General features: G+C 60.1%; 16 protein-coding genes and 2 pseudogenes. 9 read left to right on the forward strand and 9 right to left on the reverse strand.

Going from position 1 to position 16,312, the window contains the following annotated elements; all coding sequences use genetic code 11:
* Positions 1-23 precede the first annotated feature (23 nt).
* Entirely contained in the window at positions 24-2,123 is a 2,100-nt protein-coding gene (locus ACUN0E_RS26620) for an oxidoreductase (protein WP_445568456.1), read from the reverse strand.
* A gap of 358 nt (positions 2,124-2,481) precedes the next feature.
* Between ACUN0E_RS26620 and ACUN0E_RS26625 the strand changes: the two genes are divergently transcribed.
* Complete coding sequence (locus ACUN0E_RS26625; RefSeq protein WP_408228984.1) at positions 2,482-3,279, forward strand: DUF4397 domain-containing protein; 798 nt, start codon at positions 2,482-2,484, stop codon at positions 3,277-3,279.
* Between the two features lie 231 nt (positions 3,280-3,510).
* Here ACUN0E_RS26625 and ACUN0E_RS26630 read toward each other — a convergent pair whose 3' ends face one another.
* Positions 3,511-3,645, reverse strand: coding sequence for an entericidin A/B family lipoprotein (locus ACUN0E_RS26630; protein ID WP_007181189.1), 135 nt, complete (start codon positions 3,643-3,645; stop codon positions 3,511-3,513).
* 234 nt (positions 3,646-3,879) lie between these two features.
* Positions 3,880-5,511: pseudogene (locus ACUN0E_RS26635) on the reverse strand (sensor histidine kinase); the annotation flags it as partial.
* 107 nt (positions 5,512-5,618) lie between these two features.
* On the opposite strand from ACUN0E_RS26635, the gene ACUN0E_RS26640 reads away from it, so the two are divergent.
* The 5 genes from ACUN0E_RS26640 (at position 5,619) to ACUN0E_RS26660 (ending at position 8,101) form a co-directional block, all read left to right on the forward strand.
* The gene (locus ACUN0E_RS26640; protein WP_132373772.1) at positions 5,619-5,795 is read left to right on the forward strand and encodes a DUF1328 domain-containing protein; all 177 of its coding nucleotides are present in this window, start codon (positions 5,619-5,621) and stop codon (positions 5,793-5,795) included.
* A gap of 122 nt (positions 5,796-5,917) precedes the next feature.
* Positions 5,918-6,079 carry a DUF1328 domain-containing protein gene (locus ACUN0E_RS26645; protein WP_006052455.1) on the forward strand — a complete coding sequence of 54 codons (162 nt, stop codon included), beginning with the start codon at positions 5,918-5,920 and terminating at the stop codon, positions 6,077-6,079.
* A gap of 87 nt (positions 6,080-6,166) precedes the next feature.
* Positions 6,167-6,739 (forward strand): ferritin-like domain-containing protein, encoded by a 573-nt coding sequence (locus ACUN0E_RS26650; protein ID WP_408228987.1) that lies wholly within the window; start codon positions 6,167-6,169, stop codon positions 6,737-6,739.
* Between the two features lie 280 nt (positions 6,740-7,019).
* Entirely contained in the window at positions 7,020-7,652 is a 633-nt protein-coding gene (locus tag ACUN0E_RS26655) for a response regulator (RefSeq protein WP_408228990.1), read from the forward strand.
* 20 nt (positions 7,653-7,672) lie between these two features.
* Complete coding sequence (locus ACUN0E_RS26660) at positions 7,673-8,101, forward strand: response regulator (RefSeq protein ID WP_408228993.1); 429 nt, start codon at positions 7,673-7,675, stop codon at positions 8,099-8,101.
* Between the two features lie 220 nt (positions 8,102-8,321).
* Here ACUN0E_RS26660 and ACUN0E_RS26665 read toward each other — a convergent pair.
* The 4 genes and pseudogenes from ACUN0E_RS26665 to ACUN0E_RS26680 all read right to left on the reverse strand — a co-directional run.
* Positions 8,322-8,507, reverse strand: a pseudogene (locus ACUN0E_RS26665) (integrase core domain-containing protein); the annotation flags it as partial.
* A gap of 12 nt (positions 8,508-8,519) precedes the next feature.
* Positions 8,520-9,569 carry an IS110 family transposase gene (locus tag ACUN0E_RS26670; RefSeq protein ID WP_408341249.1) on the reverse strand — a complete coding sequence of 350 codons (1,050 nt, stop codon included), beginning with the start codon at positions 9,567-9,569 and terminating at the stop codon, positions 8,520-8,522.
* A gap of 78 nt (positions 9,570-9,647) precedes the next feature.
* Complete coding sequence (locus ACUN0E_RS26675; protein WP_445568078.1) at positions 9,648-10,433, reverse strand: IS3 family transposase; 786 nt, start codon at positions 10,431-10,433, stop codon at positions 9,648-9,650.
* Positions 10,430-10,732: a transposase gene (locus ACUN0E_RS26680; protein ID WP_256456800.1), complete on the reverse strand. Its 303-nt coding sequence runs from the start codon at positions 10,730-10,732 to the stop codon at positions 10,430-10,432. Before ACUN0E_RS26680 ends, ACUN0E_RS26675 begins: the two co-directional genes overlap by 4 nt.
* Before the next feature lie 247 nt (positions 10,733-10,979).
* Here ACUN0E_RS26680 and ACUN0E_RS26685 point away from each other — a divergent pair, with 247 nt between their 5' ends.
* A complete protein-coding gene (locus ACUN0E_RS26685; RefSeq protein WP_445568457.1) occupies positions 10,980-11,927 on the forward strand; it encodes an IS110 family transposase in 948 nt (315 codons plus the stop codon).
* Positions 11,928-12,983: 1,056 nt separating this feature from the next.
* Here the strand turns inward: ACUN0E_RS26685 and ACUN0E_RS26690 are convergent.
* The gene (locus tag ACUN0E_RS26690) at positions 12,984-14,183 is read right to left on the reverse strand and encodes an MFS transporter (protein WP_445568458.1); all 1,200 of its coding nucleotides are present in this window, start codon (positions 14,181-14,183) and stop codon (positions 12,984-12,986) included.
* Positions 14,184-14,450: 267 nt separating this feature from the next.
* Between ACUN0E_RS26690 and ACUN0E_RS26695 the strand changes: the two genes are divergently transcribed.
* Both ACUN0E_RS26695 and ACUN0E_RS26700 read left to right on the forward strand, forming a co-directional pair.
* Positions 14,451-14,921 (forward strand): DUF2569 family protein, encoded by a 471-nt coding sequence (locus tag ACUN0E_RS26695; RefSeq protein WP_445568459.1) that lies wholly within the window; start codon positions 14,451-14,453, stop codon positions 14,919-14,921.
* Between the two features lie 23 nt (positions 14,922-14,944).
* Entirely contained in the window at positions 14,945-15,430 is a 486-nt protein-coding gene (locus ACUN0E_RS26700; RefSeq protein WP_445568460.1) for a DUF2569 domain-containing protein, read from the forward strand.
* Positions 15,431-15,443: 13 nt separating this feature from the next.
* On the opposite strand, the gene ACUN0E_RS26705 is transcribed toward ACUN0E_RS26700, so the two are convergent.
* A complete protein-coding gene (locus ACUN0E_RS26705; protein WP_445568461.1) occupies positions 15,444-16,271 on the reverse strand; it encodes a phosphodiesterase in 828 nt (275 codons plus the stop codon).
* Between the last annotated feature and the right edge of the window lie 41 nt (positions 16,272-16,312).

Here is a 16,312-nt window from a genome sequence, read left to right on the forward strand (position 1 = left end):
CGATCACTCCGCTTTCCACTGAGTTAAAGCGCCGCCGCCACTTCCGCGCCTTCGCGAATTGCGCGTTTCGCATCCAGTTCGGTTGCCACCTTTGCACCGCCGATCACGTGATAGCGCGGACCATTCGCGCCATTCGAACCTTTAACGCTGTTCGCGCTGCCGGTCCCATTCGCACCGGTGGCGCCATCCGTAACCCGTGCGGCCGTCTCCGGATGCAGATCGCGCAACGATTCCTGCCCAGCGCACACGACGATCGTGTCCACCTCGAGCCATTCTTCGACACCTTCGCGCGCAATCTTCAAGCCGCGCTCGCCGATCTCCAGATACGACACGCCGCCGAGCATCTTCACGCCGTTTCTCGCCAGCGTCGCGCGATGCACCCAGCCCGACGTTTTGCCAAGCCCCATGCCGAGCTTGCCCGCTTTGCGCTGCAGCAACCAGATCTCGCGGAATGGCTGCGCCGGCGACGGTGCTTTCAAACCGCCGCGTTCCCGCACCGTGAGATCGACGCCCCATTCGTCGAGCCATGCGTCGCGCGGCATCGGTAGCGGATCGCCAGAACGATGCAGCAAAAACTCGCTGACGTCGAAGCCGATGCCGCCCGCACCGATCACCGCGACGCGTCTTCCCACCGGCGCACCGCGCAGCACGTCCACATAAGAGAGTACGTTAGCCCCGTCGATGCCCGCGATCGCAGGGCTCCGTGGCACGATGCCGGTGGCGATGATCACATCGTCGTAACCACCTGCTGCGAGCAGCGCCGGATCGACGCGCGTATCGAGCCGCACGTCGACGCGATGGCGCTGCAACTGGCTCTGAAAATAGCGGATCGTTTCGCTGAATTCTTCCTTACCCGGCACGCGCATCGCCAGGTTGAACTGACCGCCGATGGTTGCGCTCGCATCGAATAATGTCACGCGATGTCCGCGCGACGCCGCGACGGTCGCCGCGGAAAGTCCCGCCGGCCCCGCACCGACTACCGCAACCGAACGCGCCGCCTGCGGGCTTGAAACCGGCAGGTAGATCAACTCGGTCTCGCGTCCCGCACGCGGATTCACGAGACAACTCGCGCGCTGGTTCTTGAACGTGTGATCGAGGCAGGCCTGATTGCAGGCGATACAGGTGTTGATTTCGTGCGCGCGTCCCTCGGCGGTCTTCAGCACGAACTCGGCGTCGGCGAGCAATGGCCTCGCCATTGAAACCAGATCACCCGCTCCCTGAGCGAGCAGTTCTTCCGCGACCTCGGGCGTATTGATGCGGTTCGACACGATCACAGGTACCCTGACCGCGTCTTTCAGACGTGCGCTCAGCGCTGCGAAGGCCGCACGCGGCACCGAGGTCACGATGGTCGGCACCCGTGCTTCATGCCAGCCGATTCCCGTGTTGAACATCGTTACGCCGGCGGCCTCGAGCGCCTGGGCGACCTGCACGGTTTCCTCCCAGGTGTTGCCGCCTTCGACCAGATCGATCAGCGAGAGGCGGTACACCACGACAAAGCGTTCGCCGCACGCCGCGCGCACGTGCTCGACAATTTCCCGCGCGAGCCGCATGCGGTTCTCGATGCTGCCGCCATAGCGGTCGCTACGATGGTTCGTGCGTGGACACAGGAACTGGTTGAGCAGATAGCCTTCGCTGCCCATGATCTCGATGCCGTCATACCCGGCGCGCTGGGCGAGGCGCGCACAGCGCGCATAGTCGCGCACCGTCCGCGCAATACCGGCTTCGGTGAGTGCGCGCGGTTTGAACTTCGAGATCGGCGATTTGAGCGCCGACGCCGACACGACGAACGGCTGGTACCCATAGCGGCCCGCATGCAGGATCTGCAACGCGATCTTGCCGCCTTCGGCATGCACGGCCTCGGTCAGCAAGCGGTGATTGCGCAGATCGAACACCGAATTCAGCGTGCCGCCGAAGGGTAGCAACCAGCCTTGCCGGTTCGGCGAAATTCCGCCCGTGATGATCAGGCCGACACCGCCTTTGGCGCGCTCGCGGAAATACGCGGCCAGTTTCGGGTAATTCCAGAAACGGTCCTCCATGCCGGTGTGCATCGAACCCATCACCACGCGGTTGCGTAAGCGGGTGAAGCCGAGGTCGAGTTCGGCGAGTAAGTGTTGGTAAGACATGCAGGGGGCCGTGTAAGTATTGGGTGCGCACGAACAATACACCGCTCACCGATCCAATCTTCCGAGGAAAAATTCTAATCCGCGCAACTCATTGCTCCGTAAGACATTCATCAGGTGCCAGAAGCCGTATGGAGCCCTGCGGCACGCGCATTGCTGAATTCGAGCGTCCATCGACACGGACCGCGCCGCTCACCAGAACGGGCGCGATGTGCAGCAGGGAGGGGGCGCTTCCTTTCGGAGAGCCGGCCTGGAACCGTTCCAACAACCAACGAACAAGGTTTCCAGCCGGCGCATTGCCCGAAGCGGAGCGCTCGCAAATTAACGGGTCGTGGGCCCAACATAGATAGAGGTGAGCACAATGAAAATGATCCGAACCATGGCGGCTGTGGCCGCTGTTGCATCCGTTCTGAGCGCATGCGGTGGCGGCGGCTCCAGCGACGTAGGCAAGGAACTCGGCCTGACGAATCCGGAGATCCATTTCATCAACGCAGTTCCAGGCGGCCCCGCAGTCGACTTTCTCGTGAACGGTACCGCGCCCTCGGGACAGACGAACATCAGTTATAAGGGCGTGACGAACTTCACCAATATCAACACCGGCGCAACCACGGTCGCGTACTCGAACACTGGCACGACGACCGCATTGGCGAGCGGTAGCTTCCCCGATGTTGCGAAGGGCCACGATTACACCGTGCTGGCTTTACCGGGCCTGACAGCACCGGATATCGGCCTGATCGACGACCCGTTCGACAAGGGTCTGCTGTCCAACAGCGCGCGCCTGCGTGGCTTCAACGCATCGGCTAATGCGACCAACCTCGATCTGTATCTGGTTCAGGCAACCAGCACCGACATCACCAACGCCAGCCCGACGATGGCGGGTGTGTCGTTCAAGAACGCGGTGCCGGCAAGCGGTCAGGATTCGATCTACGTATCGGGCGGCCAATATGTGCTGATCGCGACGGTGGCGGGCAGCAAGACACCGATCTTCCAGTCGCAGTCCTTCTCGCTGTCGAACAACGCCGACTGGCTGGTGACGTCGGTGCCGATCGCCGGTACGCTGAGCCAGCTCGTGCCGGGTCAGATCCATCTGCTGGTCGCGCAGAACGGCAACACCAGCACGCCGAGCGTTGAGTTGACGAATACGCTGACGGGTCAATAAGCGCGCGAGCCAGCATGCGCGTATAGCATGCGAGACATACGATAAGCGACAGTCCCAGGGAGGACGGAGCGGCGATCCACGCGAGTGGATCGCCGTTTTGTTTGTGGGTCTTTTGTGGGCCTATGTCTGTGGCCATAAAAAAAGCCCGCCGCGGTTTCCCGCGACGGGCTATGGAGATCCTGCCTGGCAAGGCGCCGCGAGGCGCCATGCAGTCGCCTGGATCTCGCTAGCTTACTTGGCCTGGTCAGCCGAATTCGTGATGGCGTTGCCCCCCTTCGAAATATCCTGCCCAGCTCCCGCCATCGTGTTGCAACCCGCGAGTGCCGCCGTCCCTGCAATGAGAAGCAAAGCGATCAGTCGATTCATGAAAGTTCTCCTTGTCGAGAATGCATCGGTTGACGTGCCTATGTTTTACGGCACGCGCTAGCCGGGCTAGCTGTCGTCCGACCGGGGCCTACACCAGTCGATCCGGTCTGATTGCATGTTAAAAAAAGGGCGAAGGCCGCGCTGTCAGTTGCGTTGCGATTTTGTTGTAAGCGTGCTCCGGTGTTGACGTCGGCGCACTCCTACACGGGCTTGGCAATAGACCGCAAAGCCTTGCTAGACGGACGTTGGCGACGGCGCCGACGGCGGCAGATCGACTGACGGCGTTGCCGTGCTGACGCTGGGCATCACCACATGGATGTCGGTGCCGTTCGGCACAGCGCGCTGGATATCGAAGCGCCCGCCGTGTGCGGCGACCCGCTGGCGCATGCCGAGCAGCCCGTGGGTGTGCGTACGCTTCAGATCGGCTGGCATGATGCCGACGCCGTTGTCCGCGATATGCAACGCCACCTCGTCGTCGCCGATCTGCAGGGAGATCGATACCTTCGAGGCCCGTGCGTACTTGGCCGCGTTCGTCAGCGACTCCTGCGCGACGCGAAAGAGCGCGATCTCGGTTTGCTCGTCGAGCTGGATATCGTCGGCGGGCAGGTGCGATTCGAGTGTCCAGTTGTTGCGCTGCGCGGCTTCGTCGGCGAGCGTGCGCAGCGCGGTGACGAGCCCGAAGTTCGCCAGCACGGTGGGCCGCATGTCTTCGATGATGCGGCGCTTCAGTGCGATGCCCTGGTCGAGATTGGCGAGCGCGCGTCTGAGTTTTTCGGAGATGTCGGGGTCGCTGTCCTTCAGTTTGCGGTTGGCCCAGGCTACATCCATTTTGCTCGCGGTCAGAATGGCACCGAGTTCGTCGTGCAGTTCGCGCGCGAGCTGCGTCTTTTCGTTCTCACTGACGGCCTGCAAGTGCCAGCCCAGCGCTTCAAGTTGGCGTGTGCGTTCGTTGACGAGTTGGTCGAGCTCTTCCTGTTGCGTGATCAGTTGACGTTGCACACGCGCCTGCCGGTCCATCTGGATGCCGATATTGCGAAACAGCAGGATGAACAGCACGATGTTCAGCGCGGACAGCCCGGCCGCGCACAGCGTGGAGATGCGCTGGTCGGCGCGGCTTGCGTCGAGTGCGTGCTGTGCGCGGCGCTCTTCGTTGTCGCGCAGCAGTGTGAGTGTGCTGTCGACCAATGCGGCGTCGGCGGGACTGGCCTCGCTCGCACTTGCGCAAGTGGAGAGATCGAGTGGGTGCGCGGCCGCGCGTTGCAATGCAGCAGCGCCCGCGCCGATGCGCGCTTCGATCAGCGCGACGATCTGCGTGAAACTCGCGAGCTCGGCGCTGTCCGGTTTGCCGCTACGGTAGAACCTGCCCAGTTGCTGTTCGTTCTGCCGTATCTGTCCGGCGGTCGCGCAAAAACCCTGCGCGGATGCATCCTGCTTCGTCAGAAGAAAATCGCTTTGGTGCGCGCTCAGGCGGGATAGCTGGCTTGCGAGCGTGCTCAGTTGCACGGTGACGTCGCGTGCTTCGAGCGCCGTTTCGTATTCCGCGGCAATGCGCTCGCGCGCGGTTTCGAGAATCACGAGCCCGCCCACGGTGATGACGATCGCCACGGTCATCGCGATCGCCCAACTGCGATTGCGCATCCAGCCGCTCAGTCGCGCTGCAGCCCCTGGATTTTCCGTGTTCGACAGGTTCGGCACATTCGGCTCCTGAGGTGGAACATCAGTGTAACGTCCGCTGGGTTCGAGGATGAAGTGAGTGCATCGCCCTTCGGATCGCAAGCTCCGTACGCCTGGGTAATCGACGCAAACGCGACGCAAACGCGACGCAAACAGCGCGACGCAAGCGGCGTAACCCTGCCGTAATCCAATGTAAGCGGATTCTCACACGAAAAACGGAATGCGTCGGAATGCGCCCACCGCCGCCGGTCGATAGGATGGACCTGATCGTTCATTGATTGATTCTGGAGGAAGCCATCATGCTGAAATGGGCACTATTTTTCGCCGTTATCGCGGTGATCGCCGGCCTTCTCGGCTTTACCGGTGTCGCTGCGGGCGCGGCGGCAATTGCGAAGTTCCTGTTTATCGTGTTCGTGATTCTGTGCGTGGTGTTCCTCGTACTCGGCTTTGTGGTGACGAAGAAAATCGTCGATTAGCACCGCTCGATGAGGCGGTTGCGTGCCGTTCCCGCCGATTGTGAGGGAGCGGTTTGCCTCGGGTTGCTTCAGGTTCGCTGCAGGTCCGTTTCACGCAGAGACTAACAACAGGGAGAGTTGCCATGCTTCACTATGCCATCGTCTTTTTCGTCATTGCGATCATTGCCGCCGTATTCGGATTTACCGGTATCGCAGCGGGCGCGGCGGAAATCGCGAAGATCCTGTTCTATATCTTCCTCGTCGTATTTGTGGTCACGTTGCTGCTCGGCGTATTCCGAACGTAGACGAATACTCCATCCTTAAACCGGCGTATCAGGCGCGATTCGTGCGGGATACGCAATTCCCCCAATACCGGATAAAGGAGAAATTCAATGGCGAAGTCTTCTGGCGCGCACAGCGCAGCATCTCAATCCAGCGATCCATTCGTGATGGACGTGAAAAAGATCCGCGACGATGCGCGCAAGCACATGTCGGATGGCGCGGTTACGCAAACTTACGGCGCGGATCGCGAGACGGTGCTGAAGTTGCTCAACGACTCGCTGGCCACTGAAATCGTCTGCGTGCTGCGCTATAAACGACATCATTTCATGGCCAAGGGCATCAACTCCGAGGGCGTGGCGGCGGAATTCGCGGCGCATGCGACGGAAGAGCAGGAGCACGCCGACCGTATCGCCGAGCGCATCGTGCAGCTTGGCGGCGAGCCGGATTTCGCACCGGACGGCCTGAAGACGCGGTCGCATTCGGAATACCAGGAAGGCGATAATCTGACGGATATGATCCGCGAAAATCTGATCGCAGAGCGTATCGCGATCGATACGTATCGCGAGATTGTGCGCTATCTCGGCGAGAAGGACGTGACGACGCGCCGGATGTTCGAAGAAATCCTCGCTGTCGAAGAAGAGCATGCTGATGATATGGCGGACCTGCTCGAAGGGCGCGAGTAACAAGGTCGAAAAGCGAGGCTGCGGCAGGCGGAAGTTGATAAGCGGGTATCGGCTGTGGATGTTGGTGTCGATAAGCGTTGGGTGGCCTAAACGCGAATTATCGCTTCCGTTGCCGCATTTGTTCGGGCGGTGCGGCCGGTGCGGGAAGGTCTGAATGGTCTCCCGCACCCGCAGTGTCCGCTGCTTCTGCCGCTGTGATTCTCCATCTTCGGCCGAAGCCGGGCCGGAGATCATTACAATGTCTGTTTTGGAGCAATCCTGTTGCACGGACACCAGACCGATGATTCGAGTGTTGATAGCTGACGATCATGCGATCGTCCGAGGTGGCTTCAGGCAGTTCGTCGCTGACGAGCCGGATATGTGCGTCGCGGCCGAAGCGGCAACCGGCGACGAAACCATTAGTCTCGTGCGGGAGCAGGCATTCGATGTGGTGCTGCTCGACATCGCGATGCCGGACAAGAACGGCATCGACACGTTGCGTGTAATCAAGCAGATTCGGCCGGAGCAGGGCGTACTGATTCTGTCGGGCTATCCGGAGAGTCAATACGCGATCAACCTGCTGCGCGCGGGGGCTAACGGTTACCTCAACAAAGACTGCGAGCCCGAGGAGATCGTGCGGGCGATCCGCGCGGTGGCGCGCGGGCATCGTTACCTGTCGGAGGCAGTGGCCGATACGCTGGCCGACAACCTCGACAAGCCGGCTGCGGGGCGGCCGCACGAAGCGCTATCCGAGCGCGAGTTCCAGGTATTCTGCAAGCTCGCGGCGGGACAGATTCCGACTGACATTGCAGAGGAATTGCATTTGTCCGTGAAGACCGTGAGTACTTACCGGGCTCGCGTGTTGGAGAAAATGCGGTTGGCGAACAATGCCGATCTGACTTATTACGCGATCAAGAACGGCTTGATCGAATAATGGACGATCGAGATACACCGATGAACAGCGAATCGAACACTGTTGAACCAGCCAGTCGCGCACCGTTGCGCGTGCTGCTGATCGAGGATTCGCCGCTGATCCGCAGGAGCCTGGTCGAAGCGATCGACGCGTCCGGTTTGCTGCAGGTGGCCGCGTATGCGGATTCCTCCGATCAGGCGATTGCTTTGTTGAGCGACGAGACGTTTGATGCGGTGATTGTGGACTTGCAGTTGAAGCAGGGGTCAGGGGTGCCTGTACTTGCGTATTTGCAGCGCGAGGGCATGATTGATTCGATTTTTGCTGCAGTGCTGACGAATCATGCGTTGCCGGCTTATCGGGAGCGCTGTGAACAGTATGGGGTTCGGCACTTTTACGATAAGTCGTTTGAGTTTGATCGGGTTATTGATGCGCTGCATGAGTATGCGTTTGCGCGGGGCGCTGGGGGGTAGGGGTTTGTTTTTGTTTGTTCGTTTTTTTGTCTTTCGTCTTTTGTCTGTTTGCCTACGGCGTTGGCTTTTTCTTGATTAGGTTGCTTGCGCGGTGCTTGTTTGTCTGTGTTTTTATTGCGTTGGCCTTTCCTTGTTTTCTTAGTGGTCTATTAGCGTCGCCCCTGTGCGGGGCAGGCACTGTAGTGGTCAAGTAAACATGGACACCCGGAGAGGGGAATATTTAAAAAAGTGAAGCTTCGCATCGTGCCGGCGGCTGACCGCCTGCTGCCGAATGGATGCGACGGTAGTTATAAAAGTCGTCGATGTAGGCCCCGATGTCGTGTTCGGCGTGCGCGTGATCGGGGTACCCTTTCTCGTCGATCCATTCGCTTTTCAGGCTTCTGAAGAAACGCTCCACCGGCGCGTTGACGCTCCTATGTCAAGCAACAGGCGTCGAATCGGCCAGATCAGCCAGAATGAGCGGGTACAGCTCCCGGACGATATAGCGTTTCAGGCAGCGGTGGATTTCCTTGTGCGACATGCCTTCCTTTGTCCGACGATCGACGTAGGTCCGGGTACGTGGATCACTGCGCATCCGAACCATCGCAATGGTCCATAGGGCGTTGTTCGCAGACCGGTCACCGCCCCTGTTCAAACGATGCCGGACCGTCTTGCCGGACGACGCCTGCAATGGACTTGTGCCACAGAGTGCCGCCAGCGCCGCTTCACTTTTCAAGCGTTCGGGATTGTCGCCCGCCACAGCAACCAATACTGCAGCGGTCTGCGGGCCGACGCCGAATCGTTCGCGAAGTCGCCTGGCATGCTGGCTGGTCAGGCTGTCAAGCATGGTGTCGAGTGCTTTGATCTCCTCTGCCAGCGTCAGCCAACGCTTCGCCAGCAAACGCAGTGTGGTCGTGAGCGTTTGCAACATTGGCGTTTTGCCCAACGAGCGAAGACGGGCGCAACCTTCAACGCACTCTGCAGTCTTCGCTTTCAGAAGACGCTCACGGATTTCCTGGGGAGCGCTCACGAGCAAGGCCCGTAACTGATTGATAGCCTGCGTCTTTGCCTTGACTGCACTGCGTCTCGCAACGGAGACGGCGCGCATTGCCTCCGCGGCGCCGGATTGCTCCTTCGGGATAGCCGTAGCCTTTCCGGCGAGGACTGCGCGCGCCGCGTTCTCGGCATCGGTGGGATCGGACTTCCCTTTAGATCGGCGCATCGCGCGATCGGGACGATTGACTTCAAACACCTCAATCTCATGATCGCGAAGCACGCGGGTCAATCCCGCTCCGTAGGTTCCAGTCCCTTCAACGCCGGCGCGCCGTAGTTGGCCGAACGAATTTGCCCAGGTCAGCAGCTCGAAATAGCCTGCTGTGTCGGTCGATACCGATAGCGTTCCGAGAAGCCTGCCTGTATCGCTGATCACAGCCCCGACATGCTTATCCAGATGCGTGTCAACACCCAGAATCACTTCGTTTTGTTCCATGCGTATATCCGTTGTAGTGGGCGCATCGCCAACCCCACTCGCAGGACAGGACACTCACGGTGCAGAACAAAGCTCCTATCAGGTCACAGACGGTGAGCCCGGCAACGCTCGGGGAACGCCGGAATCCGATCGACAGGTCAACGCAAAGGCAGCTTGGCCAATCCCAGCACGGGTCAGATCGGTCCGACATTCAGAAGCGATCTTAGACTGAGTATCCCAGCAATTCCCCTTTCTACTCATGCTCTGAACGATGCCGTTTGCCTTCAGTTCGTTCACGAAGTGCGCGCTGGTGTACTGGCATCCCTGGTCCGAGTGGAACATCAGCCCCGGCGGCGGACGTCGCTGGTCGCGCGCCTGCTGCAAAGCCCTGATGACCAGTGCTGTATCAGGCAGCAGTGCAAACGCCCAGCCGACGATGCGGCGCGAATACAGGTCCATCACGATGGCCAGATACGACCAGCCCTGAAGCGTTCTCACATAAGTTATATCTCCTGCCCACACCTGGTTGATGGACGGCGGCTCGAAGTTACGCGCCAGCAGATTCGGCGCCACCAGCGCCTCGCCATTGCTCTTCTGATAGCGATGCGTGCGCTTTCTGGTGACCACCAGTTGCGCGCGCTGCATCAACGTGCGGGCACGATAACGCCCCACCTTGTGACCGCGCCTTTGAAGCTCATCCGACATCCTGCGGCTGCCATAGCTGCAGCGGGTTTCGCGATGAATTTCACGTGCAGCGGCCATCTGCGGGCAGGGCGTTGGGCTAGCCGACGGGCGCCCCGCGAACGCGTAATAGCTGCTGCGCGCCACTTTCATCACCTCACACATCACCCTCACAGGCCAGGCCTTCTTCAGTGAATGGATCACTTCGAGAAGCGATCCATTTCCTTGACGAAGAAGGCCGTAGACTTTTTTAGAATGTCGCGTTCCCTCTCGAGATCAGCGACCTTCGCCTCGAGCTCGCGAATGCGACGCGCGTCGGTCTCGATCTCTATCGCTGTGCGCGGCGGTTTGGCCTGCTCCTCTCGCCACCGCGCGACCCAGCGACGCAACGCCGTATCGCCAACGCCCAGCGCTTCGCAGGCCTGCGAGTACGAATAGCCCTTGCTGACCACCAGCTGGACTGCTTCTGCCTTGAATTCTTCAGGAATGTTCCGTCTGCTCATTTCTCACCTCAGTTGGAGAATTATCCCCTTTAGAGGTGTCCAGGTTCATTGAACCACTACACACCTACTTGTATATTCCCTCCTGTGGCGTCGACCCGATCAGTTGTCGCCACACGGACAGTCAGCTCGTCTGCCTACAGTGCCTCGAGCCCGCAGAAAAGCCTGAGCGACTGTCCTTTTTATCCTCGTAACCCGAACAGTTGACTGAGCCTCGAGCTCGTATTTTCCTGCAAGTATGGGTACCGTGATGAACCAGACTTCCTCTTCCGTTTATATCGGCATCGACGTCAGTGGTAGCACCCTCGACGTTGCCATCCACGACACTACCGAACATTTCAGTGTCGACAATGAAACCGCCGCCATCGACCAGCTGGTCCAGCGTCTGATGGCGCTGAGCCCCACACTGATCGTCATGGAGGCCACCGGCAAGCTCGAACTCGCTGTGCTCAGGGCACTCTGCGAGGCCGGTCTGCCCGCTGTCGCAGTCAATCCCCGACAGGTTCGGGATTTCGCGCGTGCCACAGGCCGACGCGCCAAGACCGATCGCATCGACGCGTTCGCCATCGCCCATTTCGGCGCCGTCATCAAACCCGTCGTGCGTCCGTTGAACGATGTGCAGACCGAGCAGTTGCAGGCGCTGCTGTTGCGCCGCGCCCAGCTTATCGACATGCTGGTGGCGGAAAAAGCCCGCCTGGAGCGCGCCCACGCCGCAGCTAAGGAAAGCCTGAACGACCACATCAAATGGCTCAAACGGCAGCTCACCGTCGCGGACAAGGACATCGATTCGTTCATGCGCTCTTCGCCCGCCTGGCGTCAGAAGGAGGATCTGCTGCGCTCCGTGCCCGGGATCGGCCCCGGTGCCGCGGCCACGCTGATTGCATTCATGCCCCAGCTCGGCTCGCTGAACCGTCGCGAAATTGCCGCACTCACCGGTGTCGCGCCGTTCAATTGCGACAGCGGCAAGCACATCGGCAAGCGTCGCATTCAGGGCGGTCGCGCCATCGTGCGTCGCGCGCTTTACATGGCCTGCATACCTGCGCTGCGCTTCAATCCGGTGATCAGAGCCTTCTATGACCGTCTGCGCAAGGCCGGCAAACCATTCAAGGTGGCCATGACCGCGTGCATTCGCAAGCTCATCGTGACGCTCAACGCCATGGTCCACAACGCCACACACTGGAACGCATCGATGAATTGACCGGCGGTATAGCTTTGCCCGGATGCTGTGCCTGAACGCGATCACTCGCGTGGTCTGCGCTCGCCTGTACGGACTGGCGAACCGCACTGAGAATCCAGCACCCGGAAACAGCCTGTCGCTTGACTTCCAATACGGTTGCTTTTCTTTGCCTGCCGCAAAGAAAAGTAGGCAAAAGAAAGCAGCTCAAACCGCTAGCTCATAAGCGGGTCCCCTGGCTTGGAAGGGACAGTGGAGCATCTGGAATCCGTGTTCTCGCACAATTCGGCATCAGTGACAAGGCCGTCATACTTCCGGCAGCGCTGCGCGCGCCGAAGCGCACTTCATAAACCCGCGCGCTGTGTTTTCGCGCTCACAACTCATTCGCCTCAGTGATTCAGCCGGTATCGTGCTTATCGCTTCGCCGCTTCGCTACTTCAGTGCTTCGGTACATCGGTACATCGGTACTTCGGTACTTCGGTACTTCGGTACTTCGGTACTTCGGTACTTCGGTACTTCGGTACTTCGAATAAAGCATCGATGCTTTATTCGAAGTACAAACTATGAAAAGTTCCGACTGGGACGGCTTGCTGGTCGGTCGGAGTGAAGTAGCGATACCTGCAGAGCGCTGCGGTACTTGCGCATTTGGCGTCTTGCCAAGGCGAGGCGAGGCGAAGCGAAGTCGATGGCCCCCATCGCGCCCAAACGAAGCCCCTGGTTTCCCATGCAGACCCATCCGCGACGCACGCAGTGCGGAGTGGGAGCTGATGAGTGCTTTGTCACTAAGGCTGAATGCGCGTGGACACGGATTCCAGATGTACCACTACCGTGGCTGCGCAGGGGATCCACTTAAGAGCTAGCGGTTTGAGCTGCTTTCTTTTGCCTACTTTTCTTTGCAGCAGGCAAAGAAAAGTAGGTGCCTGCCCCGCACAGGGGCGACGCTAATAAACCACTAAGAAAACAAGGAAAGGCCAACACCATAAAAACACAGACAAACAAGCACCGCGCAGGCAACCAAAAATCAAGGAAGGCCCAACGCCACAGACAACCAGAAAAACAAGCGCCGAGCAGGCAAAACCCCTAACCTCTAACCCCGGCTGGAAGCCTCAAATGATTCCAGGCCGCCAGCCCGGCAAAAACAACCCCAGCAACGCTAACCCCCATCCACCCAAAGGCCGGCCAAACCACAGCGCCGACCCCCGACCCGACAGCTCCGCCAATAAAATACGCCACCATGTAGACCGTATTCACGCGGCTCCGCGCTTCAGGCTTGAGCGCATAAATCCGTGATTGATTGGAAATCTGTGCCGCCTGCACGCCGATATCGAGGATGATCACGCCAATCACCAATCCGGCAATGCTCCTGGCCGACAAGGCAAAAACAACAAACGAAATCGCCACCAGCACAATTGATACCGTGATAATCGCCCGCGGCCCGCGTCGATCGGAAAACTTGCCGGCGAGCGGCGCGGCCATCGCCCCCGCTGCACCGACGATCCCGAATAAGCCGGCCGCCTGCGGCCCTAGATGAAACGGTGCGCCGGCCAGCAATAACGCCAGCACGGACCAGAAAATGCTGAACGCCGCAAACATTGCCGCGCCGGTCAAGGACGCTTCACGGAGCGCGCGATGCTCGACCACCAGGTGCCACATCGAGACCAGCAGCTTGCCGTACGGCAATGTTGACGTCGGCTTGCTCTTCGGTAGACGCATGATGATCACCACCGCCAGCACCAGCAGCGCGACGACCGAAGCGCCGAACACCGCACGCCAGCCGAAATACTCCGCGACAATGCCCGCCGCGGTCCGTGCCAGCAAAATTCCGAGCAACAGTCCACTCATCACCATGCCAACGGCATGGCCACGCTCCGTTGGCGGCGCGAGTTCGGCCGCGAACGGCACGGCCTGCTGCGCGATGGTGGCGAGTATGCCGATCGCGAGGCTCGCGATAATCAGCACCGACAGCGTCGGCGCCGCGGACGCGACCACCAGCGCGATACACATGCCCACGATCTGCAACAGGATCAGGCGGCGTCGATCGAAGCGATCGCCGAGCGGCGCCAACAACAGCATCCCGGCTGCGTAGCCGAGTTGGGTCACGGCCGGCACCGCGCCGACCCACGACGCGCTGTTCGGAAACGACTGCCGGAAATTGTCGAGCAGCGGCTGGTTGTAGTAGATGTTGGCGACTGCCACGCCGGCAATCGTCGCGAGCAGGAGCAGCAGCCCGCGCAATGACCGGTCGGCGGAAGCGGGAGTGGAAGCGTCGGAAGTGGACATGAGAGGGGACGATCGTTGGACCGGCCCATGCGCGGTCCTCAAGCGTGCCGATCATACCGGAGCAGGAAGGATCGTGCTGACGGCCGCTGATGCACCTCTGCAGTACTGCGTGGACGGAAAGGCAAGGTGGGCCAAGCCCCGCGCTACAGAGAAGCGGAGGCAGTTTTGAATGCCGTGCAGGAAAAATGAGATGGTCGTTCGGTTTTCGTTCGTAGAATCGGTACGCGCCGCAACAGGCGCAATCAAAACTATGACGTGAACGACTTCATGAAAACTAAAACGAAACTTGAACCGAAGGGCATCGGTGGCTGGCTGCTGCTGCCGCTGAGTGGATTGCTCCTGACGCTTGCGTCGCTGCCCAGCGATCTGTACGGACCGTTGAAGAAAATCATCGCCGAATGTAGCGCCAGTTGCGACGGTTGTGGTGGCGTCGCGCTAGTGCCGATCGGGTTGATACTGTTCTCCGCTTTCGTAATGGCGACGTTCATCGTCTGGCTGCTGTCGCTGTCATACCGGCGTTCCAGGCGCTTTCCAAAGTGGATGAAAATCTCGTTGTTCGCCTGTACCGTGTTCGGCGCTCTGATCGGCCTTTGCGAGTACATGGCCATGGAGCATGGGCTGGTTCCAAGAAAATCCCCATCGGTCGATCTGTGGACTGAGCCACTCACTTATGCCTTGATCTGGATTCCATACTTTCAGTGGTCCCGGCGCGTAAAAAATACGTTCACGCAACCGTGATCTCGGTGAATGGGTACGAAAAGATGAACACAACGACACAGCCCGCACCGCGGGCCGTTGGCGGTTGCTTGCTGCTGGCCCTGATCTGCCTTGCCGCATGGGCGCTTTCAACCGCGATCACGCTGCGCGATCCGTTGAAGCTGATGCTCGAATGGGAACTCCTGGCAGTATTCGTGCGCCCCGAAACGCATGGCTGGTATCGCACCGTGATCGCCATGGTCGGCTGCGACGTGCTCATCGGGGCGTTCATCGTAGCCGGCGCAGGCTGGCTGGCGCTGCTCGTGCGGCGCAAATCGGCACGCTTTCCCGCACAGGTGCAGGCGTGGCTGCTGGCCATCGTAGTAATGCGCACCGGCGCCTATCTGCTCGGCGATCATATGACCCACGCCATTGGCATCGACATTGCCATTCCATTCGATGGCTTTGTTCAGGCCGTTGTTGCCGCCGCGCTCGGAATACCGTATTTCAGGCTGTCCCGGCGCGTACAGCAAACTTTCGTCGCCGCCTGAACTGGCGGCACGCTCAATCGATCAGGTCACCCTTGGGCTCGTAAAACGGATACGGCCCATCGGCTTTATCAACATACGCATGATGCGTGACGATGCCCGTCGGCGGATCGTAGCGATGCAGTGCATACGCAGGCGGCTCCATCACGAACGCGGATGGCGCATCGTCGCGCAAGTCGAGCCTGACCTGATGCGCGGGCGCCGGCACCGCCGACGCAATCGTGCCGCCAAAACGCACGAACATCGGCCGATGCACATGGCCGCAGATCACCCGTTCGACGTTTGGATAACGCGCGATCAACGCGGCGAGCTTGTCGGCGGCCGCGGGATCGAGCCGCAATTCATCCATATGCCCGATACCGCAGACGAACGGTGGATGATGCAACGCAATCACCGTGGGCCTGCCTTGTGCCGCATCGAGTTGCGCCGCGAGCCACGCTAAACGCACATCGCACAGATTGCCGGCGCTTTGCCCCGGCACCATCGAATCGAGCGCGATTACGCGCAGCGGTCCGACGTCGACCGCGTATTGCACGAACTCGTCGCCACTGCGCAATTCGTTGCGATCGGGAAACGCCGCGCGCAACGCGGTCCGTTCGTCATGATTGCCCACCAGCAGGAAGTAGGGGATCTCGAGCGGCGCGAGCAGGGTCTTGAGGTGCTCGTACTGTTCCGGATCGCCCTGATCGACGAGGTCGCCGGTCATGATCACTGCATCGGGACGCGGCTCCAGCGCATTGAGCGCGGCGATGGTGCGCGCGAGATAGGCGCCGGTGTCGACGCGGCGGTAAGCCAGCGCGCCGGGTCGTTTGATATGCAGGTCGCTAATTTGAGCCAGCAGCATGGGGATATCCTTTTTATGGCGCGCTAAAAACACCGCGCTGC

Source organism: Paraburkholderia sp. D1E, from assembly GCF_052682275.1.

Bases quoted from the DNA above. Each gene is read 5' to 3' on its own strand.
- ACUN0E_RS26620 (WP_445568456.1), bottom strand. From the start codon at position 2,123: ATGTCTTACCAACACTTACTCGCCGAACTCGACCTCGGCTTCACCCGC.
- ACUN0E_RS26625 (WP_408228984.1), top strand. From the start codon at position 2,482: ATGAAAATGATCCGAACCATGGCGGCTGTGGCCGCTGTTGCATCCGTT.
- ACUN0E_RS26630 (WP_007181189.1), bottom strand. From the start codon at position 3,645: ATGAATCGACTGATCGCTTTGCTTCTCATTGCAGGGACGGCGGCACTC.
- ACUN0E_RS26640 (WP_132373772.1), top strand. From the start codon at position 5,619: ATGCTGAAATGGGCACTATTTTTCGCCGTTATCGCGGTGATCGCCGGC.
- ACUN0E_RS26645 (WP_006052455.1), top strand. From the start codon at position 5,918: ATGCTTCACTATGCCATCGTCTTTTTCGTCATTGCGATCATTGCCGCC.
- ACUN0E_RS26650 (WP_408228987.1), top strand. From the start codon at position 6,167: ATGGCGAAGTCTTCTGGCGCGCACAGCGCAGCATCTCAATCCAGCGAT.
- ACUN0E_RS26655 (WP_408228990.1), top strand. From the start codon at position 7,020: ATGATTCGAGTGTTGATAGCTGACGATCATGCGATCGTCCGAGGTGGC.
- ACUN0E_RS26660 (WP_408228993.1), top strand. From the start codon at position 7,673: ATGAACAGCGAATCGAACACTGTTGAACCAGCCAGTCGCGCACCGTTG.
- ACUN0E_RS26670 (WP_408341249.1), bottom strand. From the start codon at position 9,569: ATGGAACAAAACGAAGTGATTCTGGGTGTTGACACGCATCTGGATAAG.
- ACUN0E_RS26680 (WP_256456800.1), bottom strand. From the start codon at position 10,732: ATGAGCAGACGGAACATTCCTGAAGAATTCAAGGCAGAAGCAGTCCAG.
- ACUN0E_RS26685 (WP_445568457.1), top strand. From the start codon at position 10,980: ATGAACCAGACTTCCTCTTCCGTTTATATCGGCATCGACGTCAGTGGT.
- ACUN0E_RS26690 (WP_445568458.1), bottom strand. From the start codon at position 14,183: ATGTCCACTTCCGACGCTTCCACTCCCGCTTCCGCCGACCGGTCATTG.
- ACUN0E_RS26695 (WP_445568459.1), top strand. From the start codon at position 14,451: ATGAAAACTAAAACGAAACTTGAACCGAAGGGCATCGGTGGCTGGCTG.
- ACUN0E_RS26700 (WP_445568460.1), top strand. From the start codon at position 14,945: ATGAACACAACGACACAGCCCGCACCGCGGGCCGTTGGCGGTTGCTTG.
- ACUN0E_RS26705 (WP_445568461.1), bottom strand. From the start codon at position 16,271: ATGCTGCTGGCTCAAATTAGCGACCTGCATATCAAACGACCCGGCGCG.